This window comes from Ferdinandcohnia sp. SAFN-114 (genome assembly GCF_059415045.1).
On the sequence record NZ_JBPFDQ010000047.1, the window covers coordinates 22,088 to 40,073 of the forward strand.

The 17,986-nt window shown below is 39.9% G+C and carries 14 protein-coding genes and 2 riboswitches; of the genes, 8 read left to right on the forward strand and 6 right to left on the reverse strand.

What is annotated here, in order from left to right; genetic code table 11:
- Nucleotides 1–540: 540 nt before the first annotated feature.
- From ACR65M_RS15660 to ACR65M_RS15685, 6 genes are all read right to left on the reverse strand, one after another.
- Nucleotides 541–1,431, reverse strand: a complete 891-nt coding sequence (locus ACR65M_RS15660; RefSeq protein WP_440273764.1) for a carbohydrate ABC transporter permease — start codon at nucleotides 1,429–1,431, stop codon at nucleotides 541–543.
- A gap of 16 nt (nucleotides 1,432–1,447) precedes the next feature.
- Nucleotides 1,448–2,326 (reverse strand): carbohydrate ABC transporter permease, encoded by an 879-nt coding sequence (locus ACR65M_RS15665; RefSeq protein WP_440273765.1) that lies wholly within the window; start codon nucleotides 2,324–2,326, stop codon nucleotides 1,448–1,450.
- A 75-nt stretch (nucleotides 2,327–2,401) separates the two neighbouring features.
- Entirely contained in the window at nucleotides 2,402–3,709 is a 1,308-nt protein-coding gene (locus tag ACR65M_RS15670) for an extracellular solute-binding protein (RefSeq protein WP_341332804.1), read from the reverse strand.
- A gap of 110 nt (nucleotides 3,710–3,819) precedes the next feature.
- Nucleotides 3,820–4,605: a response regulator transcription factor gene (locus tag ACR65M_RS15675; protein WP_341332803.1), complete on the reverse strand. Its 786-nt coding sequence runs from the start codon at nucleotides 4,603–4,605 to the stop codon at nucleotides 3,820–3,822.
- A gap of 1 nt (nucleotide 4,606) precedes the next feature.
- On the reverse strand, nucleotides 4,607–4,849 hold the full coding sequence (locus tag ACR65M_RS15680) for a sensor histidine kinase (RefSeq protein ID WP_440273774.1): 243 nt from the start codon (nucleotides 4,847–4,849) through the stop codon (nucleotides 4,607–4,609).
- Between the two features lie 9 nt (nucleotides 4,850–4,858).
- Entirely contained in the window at nucleotides 4,859–6,331 is a 1,473-nt protein-coding gene (locus ACR65M_RS15685; RefSeq protein WP_440273766.1) for a cache domain-containing sensor histidine kinase, read from the reverse strand.
- A 311-nt stretch (nucleotides 6,332–6,642) separates the two neighbouring features.
- Nucleotides 6,643–6,748, forward strand: a riboswitch (SAM riboswitch).
- A 705-nt stretch (nucleotides 6,749–7,453) separates the two neighbouring features.
- A riboswitch (SAM riboswitch) is annotated at nucleotides 7,454–7,565 on the forward strand.
- 97 nt (nucleotides 7,566–7,662) lie between these two features.
- Here ACR65M_RS15685 and ACR65M_RS15690 point away from each other — a divergent pair.
- From ACR65M_RS15690 to coaA, 8 genes are all read left to right on the forward strand, one after another.
- Nucleotides 7,663–9,462: a PLP-dependent aspartate aminotransferase family protein gene (locus ACR65M_RS15690; protein ID WP_341332801.1), complete on the forward strand. Its 1,800-nt coding sequence runs from the start codon at nucleotides 7,663–7,665 to the stop codon at nucleotides 9,460–9,462.
- A 125-nt stretch (nucleotides 9,463–9,587) separates the two neighbouring features.
- Nucleotides 9,588–11,552: an acetoacetate--CoA ligase gene (locus ACR65M_RS15695; protein WP_440273767.1), complete on the forward strand. Its 1,965-nt coding sequence runs from the start codon at nucleotides 9,588–9,590 to the stop codon at nucleotides 11,550–11,552.
- Entirely contained in the window at nucleotides 11,552–12,718 is a 1,167-nt protein-coding gene (locus ACR65M_RS15700; protein ID WP_341332799.1) for a thiolase family protein, read from the forward strand. Before ACR65M_RS15695 ends, ACR65M_RS15700 begins: the two co-directional genes overlap by 1 nt.
- Nucleotides 12,715–13,134, forward strand: a complete 420-nt coding sequence (locus ACR65M_RS15705) for a Zn-ribbon domain-containing OB-fold protein (RefSeq protein WP_440273768.1) — start codon at nucleotides 12,715–12,717, stop codon at nucleotides 13,132–13,134. The genes ACR65M_RS15700 and ACR65M_RS15705 overlap by 4 nt, the downstream gene beginning before the upstream one ends.
- Nucleotides 13,135–13,183: 49 nt before the next feature.
- Nucleotides 13,184–14,512, forward strand: coding sequence for an MFS transporter (locus tag ACR65M_RS15710; RefSeq protein WP_440273769.1), 1,329 nt, complete (start codon nucleotides 13,184–13,186; stop codon nucleotides 14,510–14,512).
- Nucleotides 14,513–14,536: 24 nt separating this feature from the next.
- Nucleotides 14,537–15,703, forward strand: coding sequence for an acetyl-CoA C-acyltransferase (locus tag ACR65M_RS15715; protein ID WP_440273770.1), 1,167 nt, complete (start codon nucleotides 14,537–14,539; stop codon nucleotides 15,701–15,703).
- A gap of 172 nt (nucleotides 15,704–15,875) precedes the next feature.
- Nucleotides 15,876–16,493 carry a YczE/YyaS/YitT family protein gene (locus ACR65M_RS15720; protein WP_341332795.1) on the forward strand — a complete coding sequence of 206 codons (618 nt, stop codon included), beginning with the start codon at nucleotides 15,876–15,878 and terminating at the stop codon, nucleotides 16,491–16,493.
- 63 nt (nucleotides 16,494–16,556) lie between these two features.
- Entirely contained in the window at nucleotides 16,557–17,480 is a 924-nt protein-coding gene (gene coaA, locus ACR65M_RS15725; RefSeq protein WP_440273771.1) for a type I pantothenate kinase, read from the forward strand.
- Nucleotides 17,481–17,986 lie beyond the last annotated feature (506 nt).

The following is a 17,986-nucleotide window of genomic DNA, read 5'->3' on the forward strand; positions in this document are numbered from 1 at the left end:
GAGGAAAAGAAGCGTTGGACAGAAGCCGAATCCTCTTCATGGCGTCAATGAAGGGGAAAAGGAGCGTCGAGCAGAAGCTGAATCCTCTTCATAGAGTCGATGAAGGGGTAAAAAACGTCGAGCGGGCTCCGAATCCTCTTCATGGTGTTGATGAAGAGGAAAAGTAGTCAAGTTTATGAAGGTCAACCTGTAAGTAGATTAATAGATAACGTTCTTCATAGGGATCATGAAGTCCAAAACGAATGGACTACCTAAGAAAGAGTCTTAATAAAGAACAGCCAACTTAAGATTGCTCAATAGTGTTAAAACCTTCGCCAGCCCCAAACCCTACCATATCAACTCCAAACTCCAAATTCTAAATCCCTCAATTTCCCTCAATTACAAAAAGACAGATAGGAAGATTCAAGTAGAAGCTTTCCTATCTGTCTCTTATTGTTTGACTCCAAACCAAGCCTATTGGCCATTCATATTTCTGGCTGCAGATGGTGGCATGTTTGTTGCGATGGCCCCAATCCCAAGCGGTGGTTCTTACTCATAACCTTATCCTTTCACAGAACCAGCTGCCATTCCTTCAACGATCTTATCACTTAAGAATAAGAAGGCGAGTAGAATTGGCACGATACTGATAACAAGTGTTGCACCGATTGCGCCCCAGTCTGTTAAATATTGACCGACGAAGTTATTGATTCCGACAGTTAGTGTCTTCCACTTATCAGAACTGATGAATGTATTTACAAACACAAATTCGTTCCAGTTGTAAATCATGTTGATTATGGCGGTTGTTGATAATACAGGAACCGTCATTGGTAGCGTAATTTGGAAGAAGATTCGATGTACTGAGCATCCGTCCATAACTGCAGCTTCTTCGATTTCGCGAGGGAATGTCTTATAAAACCCAAGTAAAATCATGATAGTTAATGGCAAGTTAAATGCCGTATAGGATAATACGATTGATAATGGATTATCAATTAAATTTGCACTGTTGTACATTTTAAACAGTGGAATTAGAGTAGAATGTAACGGAATCATGTAGGCGACTAAGAATAATCCAAGAACAGGGCCGCTTAGTTTCCAGCTCATTCGTGTTACTGCGAATGTTACAAAGCTAGCAAGAATAATCGTTAGGACAACTGATAATACAGTGATCCATACGCTATTAAAGAAGTAGACACCGATATTTCCGGAAGTCCAAGCTTTCGTATAGTTTTCCCATTGCGGGCTTTGTGGTAAAGAGAAGGGAGACATACCGAAAACTTCTTTATTGGTTTTTAAGGAAAAGAACACCAACCAAACCAATGGATAGATTTGAATAATTGCAAAAGTACCTAGTAAGAGATATAGAAATCCAAATCCAATCTTGTTCAAGAAGGATCTTCTAGGCTTTTGTGTGGAAAGGTTTGGTGTAACTTGTTGTATACGAACCTCACTCATTTTGAATCACTCCCCCTTAAAATTGAACATCGTCTTTAGATTTCGTTAATTGTGATGTTAACCATGTCATAAGAAGACAGATCACTAATAGGCCAAAGCCAATTGCACTACCGTAACCGAAGTTGTTTAATTTGAAGGCTTCTTTGTACATATATGAGGCCATCACTTCACTTGCACCGTTTGGACCTCCTCCGGTCATTACATAGATTAAATCGAAGTATTTCAATGAACCCACAACTGCTAGCATGATTGTTACCTTGAAAACTCCAGAGATGAGTGGAAGTTTGATTTTATAGGCAATTTGAAATGGGCTAGCCCCATCGATTTTTGCTGCTTCGATGACTTCGTCAGGAACATTTTTCAAAGCTGCATAATAGATCAAAATGTAAAATCCTGCGTACTGCCAAATGATTGGGATGAAGATTGCATACAGTGCAATCTTTGGGTCTGCTAACCATATGGGTGTGTTTTCGACTCCAAAGAACTCAAGCAATTTGTTTGCCATACCGTTAGTAGGGTCAAAAATTTTCATCCATAGTTGGGCAATCGCAACAGAAGATAATAGCATGGGTATTAAATAAATTTTTCGCAAAAGGTCAGAACCTTTGATTTTGCTAGCTAAAACAAGTGAAATAGCTAAATATAAAAGTAAGCTAGCTGTTGAAAAGATTGCTAGTAAAAATGAGTGCCAGGTACTTGACCAGAATAATTTATCCTGAATTAAAGTAATGTAGTTATCTAATCCGATAAATGTCATTTCACCTATTCCGTCCCAATCCATGAGACCGTAGTAACCTGATAAAGCAATTGGAATATAAATAAGGACTAGAATGAGAAGTAAAGCCGGGAGTGTATAAAGGGCGATAACGAACTTATTCGACATCACAGTTTTCATAATGGTTTTGCCCCTTCCTTTCTATGAAGAAGAGGGCATATTACAAGCAATATGCCCTCTCTTTTTAAGCCACAATTATTTTTCGGCAGCAAGAGCTTCCTCTTGTGTTTTTGTAAATTCTTCTGGAGTTGTTTGTCCGCCAAATAATGCCTGAATTTGATTTAAGTGAACATCAGCTACGCCAGCAGACATTTGAACATCTGCATAAAGTGTTAAGTTTGAAGCATTTCCTAAATCGTTAAGAATGTCAATGTACATTGGGTGAAGGTCGCCAGCAGATGTATCAACAACTGTTGCAGGGATTACACCAGCATCAACAACTGAACGCTTGCCCCACTCATCAACAAGGTAAGAAACAAATTCTTTTGCTTCATCTTTTACTTTCGATTGTTCAGAAACGAATAAACCAACACCAGGACCACCTACGTAGCTATCAATGTCACCTTTGCCACCTTCATAGGTCGGGAACTTAAAGTACCCAATTTTATCTTTGAATTCTTGATCGACATCAGGTGATGTTGTATAGTTTGGTAGTTCCCAAGTTGCCATTAAGTACATAGCTGCTTGTTCATTCATGAAGTATCCTTTTGCTTCATCATTTGAAAGACCATTAAATCCTTTAACAAATGCATCCATATTTACAAGGTTTTCGATTTCCTCAGCAGCTTTTACAAGTGCTGGATCTTCAAAGCTACCTGTACGATTGATTGCATTATTTAAGCTTTCAGGCCCTCCGATTCTATCTGCAAGGTACATGTACCACATAGAGCCAGTCCAACGGTCTTTGTTACCTAAAGTGATAGGGGTAACGCCGTTATCAACAAGTGTTTCAACAACATTTAAGAACTCATCATATGTTTTTGGAGCTTCTAAATTATATTTTTCAAAGATTTCCTTATTGTAGTAAACTGGAGTAATGTTTAATTCTAAAGGTAAAGCATATGGTTTTTCTTCAACTGAGAAGGCATCCAAAGTGCCAGCTACGAACTTATCTTTTTCAACAATATCATCAAGTGGAGCGAACATATTTCCATCAACAAAAGGCTTCATGTAACCAGCAGCCCAAGTAATACCTACGTCAGGAAGTTCGTTTGAAGCTGACAATACTTTTATTTTCTCTTTGTATTGCTCGTTACCTAAAATTTCAGTTTGAATGTCTACATCTGGGTTCTCTTCTTCATAAGCCTTGATAATATCATCTACTATTGTAAACTGCGCATTGGAGCTACCTTCTGGCCATAAGTGCATCATTTTTACAACGGTTTTATCACTGCTAGATCCACTGGAATCTTTAGCGGTTTCATCTGATGAAGAACATCCTCCTAAGATTAAACCACCAGCTAATGCCATTGACATCACAGTAGCAAACGCTTTCTTTTTCATTAATCAAAAACCCCCTTAATTTGTCTTACCCTCTTTGCCTTACACTTAAAGTCTACCATCATGGGAATTTTCAAAAAAGGGAACGATGATTGGGAAAAATACTACTATTTTTAGAAAGCCCTTTCACTTCTTGTTTTTCGATATGTGGTAGGTGTCATTCCTTCATACTCTTTAAAAATCTTAATAAAATACTTAGCTGTTTTATAGCCAACTTCTTCAGCAATTTCATTGATGGTATGATTGGTAGAAAGGAGAAATTCTTTTGCACGTTGAATTCTACGTCGTGTCACATACTCACTAAAATTTAATTTTACTTCCTCTTTAAATAACACGCTAAAGTAACTAGGGTTTAAATGCACATGAGCTGCAACGTCTTTTTGGCTAATATCATCCTTGATGTGACGATCAATGTAGGTAATAGCCTCACGAATTGTATCTGTTGTTGTATCCATTTTCGTTGAGGCATCAATGATTTTTTTATCGACAACTTTCTCAATCATTCCTACTCTGAACTGATTTTCCAAAATTTGAATCGCTTCTTCAACCGCGTCAAGTAACTTAGATTTGCTAATTGGCTTTAAAAGATAGTTCACGACTCCAAGACGGAGCGCCTCTTGGGCATACTCAAACTCTGAGTAAGCGGATATAACAATAACGACTGGTGACATTCCTTTTTCTTTTATTGTTTTTAATAGCTGAAGTCCTGTCATTTCAGGCATACGTATATCGGAAAGTAATATATGAATCTTTTGATTTTCTGCAATTTGTAACACTTCCTCACCGCTTTGAGCAGTGAGGATATTAAATTCACCATTATTCCAATTTTCCAACGTCCTTTGCAAGCCCTGCCTAGTTCTTGGTTCATCATCAACAATCACGATATTTTTGAAAAACATTTTAATTCCCCCCATTTATTGGAATTTCAAATGAAATTCGTGTTCCTTTATCTGGCTCACTTTCAATTAAAAGTTCGGGATGCAAATTCTCGTTGTAATAGAGTTTTAATCGTTTATATACATTTGAAATGGCAATGCCTTTACCCCTTGTTGAAGCCACACTGCCAGTTTTCATAGATTCAGATATTTGATTGATTCGATCTTGGTCCATTCCTGGACCGTCGTCCTGAACAGATATTCTAATTCTATCAGTTTAAACTGAATCAATGGATACAGTTACAAGACTATCACCGACCTTATTCCCAGCCCCGTGTAAGATTGCATTTTCAACAAGTGGTTGAATGATGAGTTTTGGTATTCGAATATGTTCAAATTGCTGTGGAACAGAGACCTTCCATTTCAATCGATCACCAAAACGCATTTTCATAATTTCCATGTAGTCACTAATATGTTTAATTTCTTCCTTTAAAAATACCCAATCATCATCTGTTTCTTTTGTAATGGTGTATCGAAATAAATCAGACATTGCAATGACGACTTCGGATAACTCATCTTCATTTTTTTCTTCAAGTGACCAATGAAGGGCATCCAAGGTATTGAAGAGAAAATGCGGATTGATTTGTGCTTGTAAAGCTTTTAATTCGCTTCTACTTCGTAAAATTTCCTTTTGATAGACCATTCGGATTAGGTGATTTGTTTCCTTTACTAATTGATTGTAGGTACTGTTTAGCTCATTGATCTCATTTACAGATGAAACATCTGGATTCAAAGTTAGAGCACCTTGGCCAGCACGCTGCATTGTTTTTGTTAAGTGGACAATCGGTCTTGTAATGACAGTTGAAAGAAATAAGGAAAAAATCATAAAAATGATTGCACCAGCTACACCAGATAAAATGATGCCTGTCCGAATTCCAGCTAGCCCTTTTGTAAGTTCACTAATGGGCGTTAATATAAGGACGGTCCAGCCTGTAAGTTTGGAAGTTTCCTTTGTTACAATATAGTCACCTTCGTCGAGTTGAACAGTACCCTTAGGACTTGAAAGAATTTTTGAGATATCTCCATTGTAATTTTGAACGATTGGCTGATCGTTTTCGTCCAAGAGAATGGAGTATTGGTTGTTTGATACTGGAAATTGAAAATGGTCACGGTTTATACTTATTAAAAGGTAACCGCCATGTACAAATCTGCGCTCGATTAAACTAATCCTACGTATGGCTAGGAAATTGTTTTTATCTTGCGGGTCATCTCCTATCCAAACCATTCCACCCTTTGCAAGCCTAGCTTTTTCAATCCATTTCTTCTCTATCCGATTTTTTAATAAGTCTTCATCTAGGGGAATAACACGTTGTTGTTCCCCAGAAAAGATTTGAAATGAAAAGATGCCATCTGTATTCCCCATAATACGGTTTACATGTCCCATTAATTGTTGACGTTCCTGGAAGGAGATTTCTTTTCCATCAAACATTTTTGTTAGGGCTTTTTGAACGCCCTCGTCCGTAATGACGAGCTTTGACGACATATTAATTTGTTCGTATAAAGATTCCATTCTACCGTTTGCCTCAATCGCAACCTGGCGGATTTGTTTTTCTGCATTGCTTTTTAAAAGAGTAGAGACCTGTCTTAATGTTAATAGACCTACAATCAAAAGAACGATAATCATGACAAATAAGAAGATAAATAAAATCTGATTTCGTAATGTGTTCCATTTTTTAAATTTTTTGATCATGGGCTTTCGCCTTTCTATTTTGTCAGTAGTTTAATAATCTTGTATATTTGTAACCGTTATCATCGAGAGGGATGTTAAAGTTTTAAAACACAGGAACTAAGAACTAGTGCCATTTTATCATTTGTTAAGGGAATTGAAAATGCTTGTTTATCGGTTAGACTAAGTTATGGTGGAACCTTGCTCGGGTACTCTATAGTTGTTTTAAATAAATATATGAAACAATAAAAAAATTTTTTATCATCTATAAAAAAACCATTGACTAAATTATCTAAAATGTTTAACATTACTACTAAAGTTAAATAATGCAATTCTTCTTATCAAGAGAGGTGGAGGGACTGACCCTACGAAGCCTCGGCAACCAGCATTTGAATGCCCGGTGCCAAGTTCAGAGGAGTATTTTTATTCCGGAGATGAGAAGGTGGACGAATGCAAATATTATTATTGTAAATTCTTGCGCCCCTTCTGGTCTTTCAGAAGGGGTTTTTATTTTAGGCTATTTTCGTAAACTTTGTTGCTTTTTGATCCGATTATGCAAGGGATATATTATTGTCCAATCAATTATTTCAGTGGATGGTACGGGATCCTCGAAAATGCTTGCATTTTCTTCGTGCGGTGTAGCTTCGAGGAAGTAATTCAACGTCCTGCGGGTATAGCGAGCCAAGCGAGACCCCGCAGTGACATAGCGACTTGTCCAGTTGCAGCGGCTAGAAACTCGAGAAATTTCAACTCCTCCTTCAGAGGCAAAATACGCCTCTTTGTCGGAGTCTCCGACGTACACGACGTGCTAGTGCCGACGTCGCCACAGGACGTGGCGCTTTAGTCGGCCAATTTTCTCGTTTCTGTGCAAGCCGCCTCCACATTTCGTTGAGGAGGCTTGCGGATCGTCCGCGGAAAGCGAGTACCAGGAGCGGTAATCACCCTACATATAAAAGCAACAATCTTTTAGAAAAGAGCCTTATTTTAAAGTTGAAGAAGGAGAACTTTTCAACAGTTAATTTAAATAGAAAAAATCTTGGCAATAGATATATTTTTCTAAAAAATATATTGACTGAAAAAATAAAGTATTCTATAATACTTTATATTAATGAAGGATTAAAGCGTTAATACGTCATTTTAATAAAATTCTTATCCAGAGAGACTGAGGGAACAGGCCCGATGAAGTCCAGCAACCTTCAAGTGAAAACTTGAAAAGGTGCTAATTCCTGCAGATGTGTGTACATCTGAAAGATAAGTTGAGGCCCCCTCTTCTTATTTTGAGGGGGCTTTTTATTTACATAAAATAAAAACTTATCTAGCAAACTTGCAGAAAATTGAACTTGGAGGTTTAAACAATGACAAAACAATATGAAACTTATGATGATGAAACGATACTTTTACATGGTGGTCAATCCCCAGATCCTACAACTGGTTCACGTGCAGTACCAATATATCAAACGAGTTCTTTCGTCTTTCATAATACAGATCATGCTCAAAGTCTATTTAGTCTTGATGAGTCAGGTAATATTTATTCTAGAATCGGTAACCCGACTGTTGATGTGCTTGAGAAACGAATCGCGTTGTTGGAGGATGGTGTCGCAGCTGTAGCAACATCTTCAGGAATGGCCGCAATTGCTCTATCCATTATGAACGTCGCACAAGCAGGAGACGAAATTGTAGCAGCTTCCAACTTATATGGCGGAACTTACAATCTTTTCGCTGTTACGCTTCCGAAATATGGAATCAAGACTCATTTCGTTGATCCAACAGATCCTGAGAATTTTAGAAAAGCTATAACACCGAAAACAAAGGCCGTATTTGCAGAAACGATTGGAAACCCAAGCTTGCATGTTTTAGATATTGAAGCAGTATCAGCGATTGCACATGAAAATGGAGTACCACTCATTATAGATAATACATTTGCTTCTCCATATGTTTGTAAACCAATCCAATATGGTGCTGATATAGTGGTTCACTCCGCAACAAAGTGGATAGGTGGACATGGAACGACAATTGGTGGGTTAGTCGTTGATGGAGGCCGTTTTAATTGGAACAGTGAAAAGTTCCCAGGCTTTACAGAGCCAGATCAAAGTTATAACGGAATTAAGTATGCAAATGAATTTGGAACTTTAGCATTTAGTACCAAACTTAGAGTTCAGCTTTTAAGAGATTTTGGTTCTTCATTAAGCCCACATAGTGCGTTCCTATTGATACAGGGTCTTGAAACATTACACCTAAGAATCGAAAAACATAATGAAAATGCACTGAAAGTCGCAAAATTCTTAAATGACCATCCTGCGGTTGATTGGGTTTCATACCCTGGTCTTGAAGAGCATCCAGCACATGAACTAGCTACTAAATATTTGCGTTCGGGATATGGCTCAATCGTAAACTTTGGCATTAAGGGTGGAAGAGAAACCGGTAAGAAAGTAATTAATAACATTGCACTATGGTCACATGTAGCAAATGTTGGGGACGCCAAGTCACTTATTATTCACCCAGCATCAACAACTCATCAGCAATTAAGTGCGGAAGAGTTAGTAAAAACTGGAGTAAGTGAAGAATTAATCCGATTATCAGTTGGTATTGAATCATACCGTGATTTAGTTAATGACTTGGACCAGGCTTTTTATGAAGCGACAGGCATTTCATCAAAAGGAGAGCAAAAAGGAGAAACAGCGGTTAATGATGAGGGAGTCATACGCTGGGCACTTCAATCAACATTTATTCGTGAAGAAGTTGAAGGGAAAGAAGTTCAGCGTGCAAAAACAATTGCCGTTGTTGGTCTAAGTGGTAATCCAGCTCGCCCAAGCTACAGACTTGCACGAAAAATGCAGCGTCTCGGTTATAAAATTATCCCGGTTAATCCAAGGGAAACAGAGGTACTCGGTGAACAGGCATATCCAGATTTAACATCTATTCCGGTAAAGGTAGATATCGTTCAAGTATTCCGTAGTCCTGAGGCAGCAATTGGAGTTGCAGCTGAAGCAGCAAAGATTCAACCAAAAGTATTCTGGTTACAAGAAGGTGTTATTTCCCCAAGGGCAGTGGAAGTTGCGAAAGAGGCAGGACTTGAGGTAGTACAAAACAGATGTACCTATAAGGAGGCACAACGTCTCAGAGGTGCTATTGTTACGTATGCTTGTGAAATATAATTGTGAAGATTTCCCCTACCTCTATTGGTAGGGGATGATTGTAAAGAGAAACTATTAAAATATGAACTAAGGGATGGGTGTGTGCTTAGAATAATGCTTCTCTTAGTATGAGGGAGGAATAGATAATGACAACACAACACAGTTTACTAGAATCCAAGGTTCTATGGGAGCCGAGTGAAACTTGGGTCTCACAGTCGAATTTGGTGAAGTTTTCTCAAGAGGTCGGTTTTCCACTCCTACCCTATGAACGTTTTCATCGCTGGTCAGTCGCTCAACCTGAATCATTCTGGTCAGCGGTATGGGACTTTGCAAAAGTTATTGGAGATAAAGGAGAAAGAGTCGTAGTTCCTCCAAGCGATGGTGGAATGCTAGGTACACAATGGTTTCCTGATTCTAGATTAAATTTTGCAGAAAATATTTTACGTGGTGACGATCAGCAAACCGCAGTTATTGAATCAGATGAAAACGGCGTCTCTCAAACAATCACAATGGGAGAATTGCGTAATAAGGTGGCACGTGCCCAGTCTGGGTTAAAGAGTTTGGGAGTAAGTGCTGGTGATCGTGTTGCTGGAGTTGTAACAAATAGAATTGAAGCATTCGTAGCCTTATTGGCAACCACTTCATTAGGTGCTGTTTGGACATCATGCTCTCCTGACTTTGGTCCAAAGGGGATTATCGATCGGATTGGGCAAGTTCATCCAAAAGTATTAATTGCAACTTTGGATTATCAATATAACGGAAAGTCTTATGATATTCGAGATAACATCTCCGCTGTAAGTGAGGTACTGAACGATGTTTCCGCTATTGTGACTTTATCTGAGAGTGCAGATATATCGATTAATCAAGAAACGAAAGTGATGAGCTGGCAAGAGCTATGTCAAAATGAATCATCCCATCTGGAATTTACACAAGTTCCATTCAATCATCCACTTTACATCCTTTATACTTCGGGGACTACTGGGCTGCCAAAGGCCATTGTTCATTCAGTCGGAGGTACATTAATTCAACACTTAAAGGAACATCAGTTACATTGTGATTTAAAAGCTGGAGATGTCTTGTTTTGGTACACCAATACAGCATGGATGATGTATCCTTGGCTGCTATCTGGATTAGCAAGCGGTGCTGCCATTCTTCTTTATGACGGGTCACCAATACCTAAGGCGAATATAGGGATTCTTTGGGAGATTGCAGAAGAGATTGGGCTTACGCATTTCGGAACGAGTCCTAAGTATTTAGACACCTTGGCGAAGTCAGATTATCAGGTTGGTCAGAGACACAACCTCTCATCTTTACGCAGTGTTCTTTCTTGTGGAGCACCTTTATCGGCGGAACAATATGATTGGATTTATAGCGACATTAAACAGGATATCATGTTGGCTTCGATTTCAGGTGGTACCGAAATCATTGGCTGCTTTGTGATGGGTTCTCCTGTACATCCAGTGAGACGCGGGGAAATTACCTGTAAAGCACTGGGGATGGCAGTAGATGTCCTCGATGAAAGAGGTGTATCTGTAATCAATGAAAAAGGGGAGTTAGTGTGTACAAAGGCTTTTCCTAGTATGCCAATCACATTCTGGGGAGAGGACGGAGATGAGCGCTATTTTTCCGCCTATTTTGCTGAACGTCCTGGTATATGGTCACATGGTGACTTCGCTGAGCAAACAATAGAGCAAACGTTAGTTATTTATGGAAGAGCTGATACGACGCTTAATCCTGGGGGTGTCCGGATTGGAACTGCTGAAATTTACCGAGTTGTGGAGCAGCTTCCTCAGGTACAGGACTCAATCGTGTTTGGCTACCCTGTTGATAATGATGAGGAGATTGCACTGTGTGTCGTCACCGAGGATGGATCACTGGATAAAACATTAGCGATTCAGATTCGTAAGGAAATTAGGGAAAAAGCTTCACCGCGACATGTGCCAAGGCGTATATACGGTGTCAAAGAGATTCCTTATACAATTAACGGCAAGAAGGTAGAGGGGGCAGTACGTTCAACTGTTCTTGGACAGCCAATAAAGAATAGGGGTTCACTTGCCAACCCAGCGTGCCTAGAGGAATATAGCAGCTTGTCCGAAAGGAGTTTCGTATAATGGGTAAACTCCAAGTTCCGAAAGGTGCAATTATAGGGATTGGAGAACTTACTCCAGTCCGTTATAGCGAGGGTGTGACAACTCTTGGATTAATTGCCGAGTCAGTAAGGCTGGCCATTCAAGATGCCGGAATTGAAAAAGACGAGGTAGATGGTTTATTAGTTGGCCCCCAAGTAGGCGAAACTCCGCAGCATGTGCCAGCTACTGTTGCGGAATACCTTGGTCTTGAGCCGACAATGTCAAATGTAGTTGATCTTGGAGGTGCTACCGGTGCGGGAATGATATGGAGAGCGGTGGCTGCAATAGAAGCGGGAATGTGTGAAACAGTTGTATGTGTGCTTGCCAATATCAATGAAAAAGGAAAAGCTTTACGTTCACCAAATCGTAATCCAATTCGTGAATTTGACGTTCCATTTGGTGCTTCTGGCGCAAACACTTCTTATGCGCTGTTAAAGCAACGGCACATGGCCGAGTATGGATCAACACAAGAAGATTTTGCACTCATTGCTCATTGGGCACGAAAAAATGCGCAGCTCAACCCTAAAGCCATTACATATGGAAAACCAGCCTCAGTAGAGGACGTGTTGAATTCACCGCTAATTGTGGATCCCTTGCATTTATTTGAAATCGTTATGCCTGTAGCAGGTGGCGCAGCTGTCGTTGTTACCTCTGCCAAAAATGCCTCTAAGGGAGGACATCCTCCAGTTTATTTACTAGGGGCGGGTGAAAAAATCACTCATAGAGCCGTCAGCCAAGCCCCTTCCTTGGAAAATGCTCCACTAAGCTATGCGATCCCAAGGGCATTGGAACAAGCAGGTTTATCCGTTCAAAACATGGATTTACTTTCTATCTATGATTGCTATACGAGTGTAGTTGCACAAACATTAGAAAATGCTGGTCTATGTGCACCTGGAAGATTTGGTTCATGGATGAAAGAGCATTCATTCGGTCATGATGGGGATTGGCCACTTAACACGCACGGGGGACAATTAGGATTTGGTCAGGCAGATCTTGCTGGTGGAATGTCCCATATTATTGAAGCTGTTCATCAATTGCGACATGAAGCAGATTTGCGACAAATTCCAAATGCCCGTCATGCTCTGATAACTGGGAATGGAGCTACACTGAGTGAAGCTGCTGCTCTGGTCTTGGGGGTGGAATTATGATAGAGAAATTTGAAAATTTAACGGTCCCAGGACCAACAATAACACCTATCACTAAGCCGTTCTGGGATGCAGTAGCTCGTAAGGAATTTATTTTGCAGAAATGCTGTGAATGTGGTGAATGGGTATTTTATCCTCGTTCCCATTGTCCGCATTGTTGGAGTGACCAGTTAGAATGGAAACCAGCTTCAGGAGAAGGAACATTAAAGACATGGAGCATTGTACACAGACCTGGCCATCCTGGATGGGCAGAAGTTACACCTTATGTATTAGGGATTGTTGAACTAGAAGAAGGCCCATCGATGCTGACACATCTTTTAGTTGATTCTGATCAAAAATTAAAAATTGGGCAGCCGCTGAAAGTCAAATATATAAAATGCAATGATGTGTGGTTGCCATTTTTCGAAAGTAAGGAATGAAAAATAGCATTAAGACATATTACACCAGCGTAAAAAGGGAGGAAAGTCGATGTCTACAGCTCCAGTAATTCAGGAGGATATAATTACCGAGAAAAAAGGTTTTTCTAAAGAACATCGCAAGGTCGGTTTGGCTAGTTTTATTGGTACAACAATTGAATGGTATGATTTCTATTTATACGGTACAGCTGCTGCTTTAGTATTTCCAGCATTGTTTTTTCCAACTTTCGACCCTCTATACGGGACATTAGCGGCCTTTGGGTCATATGCCGCAGGATTTATCGCACGGCCCTTAGGAAGTATGGTATTTGGACATTTCGGCGATAAAGTTGGTCGAAAAAAAATGCTTACACTTTCACTATTATTAATGGGAATAGCAACATTTTTAATGGGGCTGATACCATCCTATCAAACAATCGGATTGATGGCACCACTATTAATAAGTCTTCTACGAATTGTCCAGGGATTTGCCGTTGGAGGAGAGTGGGGCTCAGCTGTAGTAATGGCTGTCGAGCATGCTCCAAAAGGAAAACGGGGATTATACGGTAGTTTTCCACAGATGGGAGTTCCTGCTGGTCTTCTCTTATCCACCTTCGTGTTCTCGATGGTAAATAACAATATGTCAAATGAAGCTTTCCTTGCCTGGGGCTGGCGGATTCCTTTTTTACTAAGTGCAATACTTGTCATCATTGGACTTTGGATTCGCTTAAGAGTCAGCGAGTCGCCTGTATTTGAGGGTTTGGCAGAAAAGAAACAGTTAGAAGAAAAACCTGTGCTCACCGTACTACGTAGCCAGAAAAAACCATTATTCTTAACGATTGGTATGAAATTAGTTCAAAACGGAACATTTTATATCTATTCTGTATTTGTTCTAACCTATTTAGTAGGAACGGTTAATGTTGACCGATCTATTGGTCTAAATGCAGTTATGATTTCTTCGGCAGTTGGTTTTGTGACCATGCCACTATGGTCCTATTTATCAGATAAGATTGGCCGTAAACCTGTCTATTTGGGTGGAACAATAGCGACGACGCTTTTCATTTTTCCATTTTTCGCGCTGATGGACACAGGGTCAGTACTTTGGATCACAATAGGAATCGTGCTTGGATTGAATGTCATACATGACTCTGTCTACGGCCCTCAGGCAGTATACTACTCTGAACTTTTTGGGTCAAAGGTTCGTTTAAGTGGAGCATCCATTGGTTACCAAATTGGAGCTATCCTAGCAGGTGGATTTTCTCCTCTAATTGCGACTTGGTTACTAGCAAAATATGATGGGCAAAGCTTACCAATTATTCTATATTTAGTCTCATTAGGTGTGATAAGCATTGTTGCAACGTTATTCGCACGGGAAACGTACCGTGATTCACTAACCCAGTAATTTAGTAGTTTCAAAAAAGGATGGGTGATTTCGTTGAAAAAAACTGTATTAATTGATGGAGTTCGTACTCCTATTGGACGGTTTAAGGGAAGTTTAAGCATGAATACAGCAACTGAACTAGGTGTTGCGGTAGTTTCGGAGCTCGTTCGCCGAGTTCCTGAAACGGCTAATGCAGATGGCGTTATACTAGGTCAAGTCATACAGGCTGGGCAAGGTCAAAACCCTGCGCGTCAAGTTGCTTATCAAGCTGGGGTTGGGATACATACTCCCGCCTTGACATTAAACAGCGTTTGTATTGCTAGTTTAGCAGCAGTATCTGACGCTGCTCGCCGTGTAGAAAGAGGAGAAGGGGATCTATTTGTTGTTGGGGGATTCGAATCCATGACGAATGCACCACATGTATCTAACCTTAGACGAGAAGTTAAAATGGGTGCTATTGAATTCTATGATACCTTGAATGACGGTTTATGGTGTGCGCTTTCAGATCAATCAATGGGCGGGTTATCTGAACGTACAAATCGTGAATTACAAATTAGCAGAGAAGAACAAGACGAATTTGCTCTACACTCACAACTACGGGCAGCTCGTGCACAAAATAATGGAGTTTATAAGGATGAAATAGTTGGAGTTAATGTTTCGGGCCAACTTTATACCGAGGATGAATGTATTCGTCCTCAAACCTCTATTGACAAGCTACAAAAGCTTCCCCCGGCATTTGAGGAAGGGGGAACTATTACTCCTGGAAACGCCAGTCCGATGTCAGATGGTGCGAGTGCTGGCCTAATTTCTAGTTTAGACACATGTGAAAAAATAGGTAAGTCACCGCTAGCAACCATTGTTGACTGGGCATTTGTGGCAGGGCCAGATCCATCATTGCACCTCCAGCCGGCAAATGCGATACGGGCTTTATTGGAACGTACAAATTTACGCCTTTCAGATGTTGATTTGTTCGAAATTAATGAAGCTTTTGCAAGTGTTGTGATAGCTAGTCAGCAAGAGCTCGGGCTTCCTTCAGATGTCGTTAACGTGAACGGAGGAGCAATAGCACTTGGTCATCCTCTAGGTGCTAGTGGATTCAGGCTTGTATTAACACTCGCTCGAGAACTTAAACGACGTGGCGGCGGCCGAGGCATTGCTTCAATGTGTGGCGGTGGAGGTCAAGGAGCAGCCGTCTTAATAGAAGTAGAATAGTATTTCGTAATATATCATGAATACTCAATATGAAAAAATATGAGTCTAGTGAAATGTTTAAAGGCTTCTGTCCTTTTTGGTGGGCAGATGCCTCTTTTTTTGATGCAATTTTGCATGCAAATGTTATAATTAAATAATTATTTTGAAATATCAATCAACATCGAGGTGCAGCATGGGAAAGCGTATAGGAATTTATTTTGGAGGACTCGCTCTAACTGCGTTAGGAATTGCTTTTATTATTCAATCATTGATCGGAGCGGGGCCATGGGATACCGTAGCTGTAGGGCTTACAGAGCATTTAGGTTTGACGATTGGAACGTGGTCAATTTTCACACAGTTCACTTTTATATTCATTACCTGGATTCTTGAAAAAAAGAGATTGCGAATCGAATCGGTTATCCCAATCTTAATCCGAAGTGTTTTTGTTGATTTTTGGTTTTATATTGTATTAGGGAATGTTGACTTTACATCATCTCGGGAATTACAAATTGTCAGTTTCATTGTAGGTCTTGTTATCGCTGGAATTGGAATTGGCATTTATATGGAGGCGAATTTACCTAAGACACCAATAGATGGAATGATGGTTGCGTTTTGCAATCGGTTCGGTTTAAGCTTTAATATTGTAAGAATGGGGATTGAAGGTACAGGAGCCGTTCTCGGATTTCTTTTAGGAGGACCGGTTGGACTTGGGACTCTAGTGATTGCGTTGTTTTTAGGTAAAATCATTCAAGTTGTCAATAATAGAACGAAGAAAGTCTTGCAAATCGCGAGCACAACTCATTCTTATTAAAACATATTAATTCAAGTAACAATCTGATAAAATGAACATGAATCTAAAATAGAGGTAAATGCTATGAATCCGTTAACAAATTATATTGAATTTAATAGAGAAAAATGGGCGGAACTGCGCAATAAAACTCCTTTGTTACTGTCTGAAGAAGAACTAGAGAGCATTCGTGGTATCAACGAGGAAATCTCTCTTCAGGAAGTAAAAGAAATTTATTTGCCATTGACCCGTTTGATCAATCTAAAGGTAAAAGCATCGCAACAGCTACAGGGAGCAACGAATTCATTTTTAGACTATAAAGCTAAGAAAATTCCATATATTATTGGAATTGCAGGTAGTGTGGCTGTAGGGAAAAGCACCGCAGCGAGGGTGATCCAAACTCTATTATCACGTTGGGATGAGCATAAAGAGGTAGGGTTAGTTACAACAGATGGATTCTTGTATCCAAACGCAACCTTGGAGAGTAAGGGCTTGATGAGCCGAAAGGGATTTCCCGAAAGCTACGATACTCAAAGATTAATTGAGTTTATGATGAAGGTAAAGTCTGGTAAGTCGAAAGTGGAGGCTCCACTTTACTCTCATCTAACGTATGATGTGCTATTCGATAAGGTAGAGGTTATTAAGCAGCCAGATATTTTAATCGTTGAAGGGATAAATGTCCTTCAAGTCAGCAAGTCCCATTCGGTTTTTGTCAGTGACTTTTTTGATTTCTCAATTTATATTGATGCGGACGTAAGAAATATTAAAAAATGGTACATTGAGAGATTTTTGACACTGCAAAAGACGGCGTTCCAGAACCCAATGTCTTATTTTCATCGCTACACATCGTTGTCAAAAGACGAGGCGATTAAAAAGGCAACTGACATCTGGGAGGAAATCAACGCCAAAAACTTACGAGAAAACATTCTCCCTACACGTCGTCGCGCAGATATCGTCTTCAAAAAAGGCCCTGACCACATCATGGAAAAAGTCTACCTTAAAAAGTTTTAGAAAAGACGCCGGGCTCTATCCCGGCACTTCACTATACTACGCTGCTGCAGTGCAAAGACACTTGCGGCGTTTTTTTGAATTATGGCCGTTAATTTGAAAATACGGCTGTTACTGAAAATTTATGGCCGATAACTAAAAAATATGGCTGATAAAATATCTTTATGGCTGTTGGGACACGGGGACAGGTCTCTCGTCCCAGCCCTCACTATACTACGCCGCAGCAGTGCAAAGACACTCGCGGCGTTTTTTTGAATTATGGCCGTTAATTTGAAAATACGGCTGTTACTGAAAATTAATGGCCAATAACTAAAAAATACGGCTGATAAAATATCTTTATGGTTGTTGGGACACGGGGACAGGTCCCTCGTCCCAGCACTTCATAATACTATGCCGCAACAGTGCAAATACACTCGCGGCGTTTTTTTCGATTTATGGCCGTTAATTTGAAAATACGGCTGTTACTGAAAATTAATGGCCAATAACTAAAAAATACGGCTGATAAAATA

Coding starts and splice junctions, on each gene's coding strand:
- ACR65M_RS15660 (WP_440273764.1), bottom strand. CDS start 1,431: ATGAGTGAGGTTCGTATACAACAAGTTACACCAAACCTTTCCACACAA.
- ACR65M_RS15665 (WP_440273765.1), bottom strand. CDS start 2,326: ATGAAAACTGTGATGTCGAATAAGTTCGTTATCGCCCTTTATACACTC.
- ACR65M_RS15670 (WP_341332804.1), bottom strand. CDS start 3,709: ATGAAAAAGAAAGCGTTTGCTACTGTGATGTCAATGGCATTAGCTGGT.
- ACR65M_RS15675 (WP_341332803.1), bottom strand. CDS start 4,605: ATGTTTTTCAAAAATATCGTGATTGTTGATGATGAACCAAGAACTAGG.
- ACR65M_RS15685 (WP_440273766.1), bottom strand. CDS start 6,331: ATGATCAAAAAATTTAAAAAATGGAACACATTACGAAATCAGATTTTA.
- ACR65M_RS15690 (WP_341332801.1), top strand. CDS start 7,663: ATGACAAAACAATATGAAACTTATGATGATGAAACGATACTTTTACAT.
- ACR65M_RS15695 (WP_440273767.1), top strand. CDS start 9,588: ATGACAACACAACACAGTTTACTAGAATCCAAGGTTCTATGGGAGCCG.
- ACR65M_RS15700 (WP_341332799.1), top strand. CDS start 11,552: ATGGGTAAACTCCAAGTTCCGAAAGGTGCAATTATAGGGATTGGAGAA.
- ACR65M_RS15705 (WP_440273768.1), top strand. CDS start 12,715: ATGATAGAGAAATTTGAAAATTTAACGGTCCCAGGACCAACAATAACA.
- ACR65M_RS15710 (WP_440273769.1), top strand. CDS start 13,184: ATGTCTACAGCTCCAGTAATTCAGGAGGATATAATTACCGAGAAAAAA.
- ACR65M_RS15720 (WP_341332795.1), top strand. CDS start 15,876: ATGGGAAAGCGTATAGGAATTTATTTTGGAGGACTCGCTCTAACTGCG.
- coaA (WP_440273771.1), top strand. CDS start 16,557: ATGAATCCGTTAACAAATTATATTGAATTTAATAGAGAAAAATGGGCG.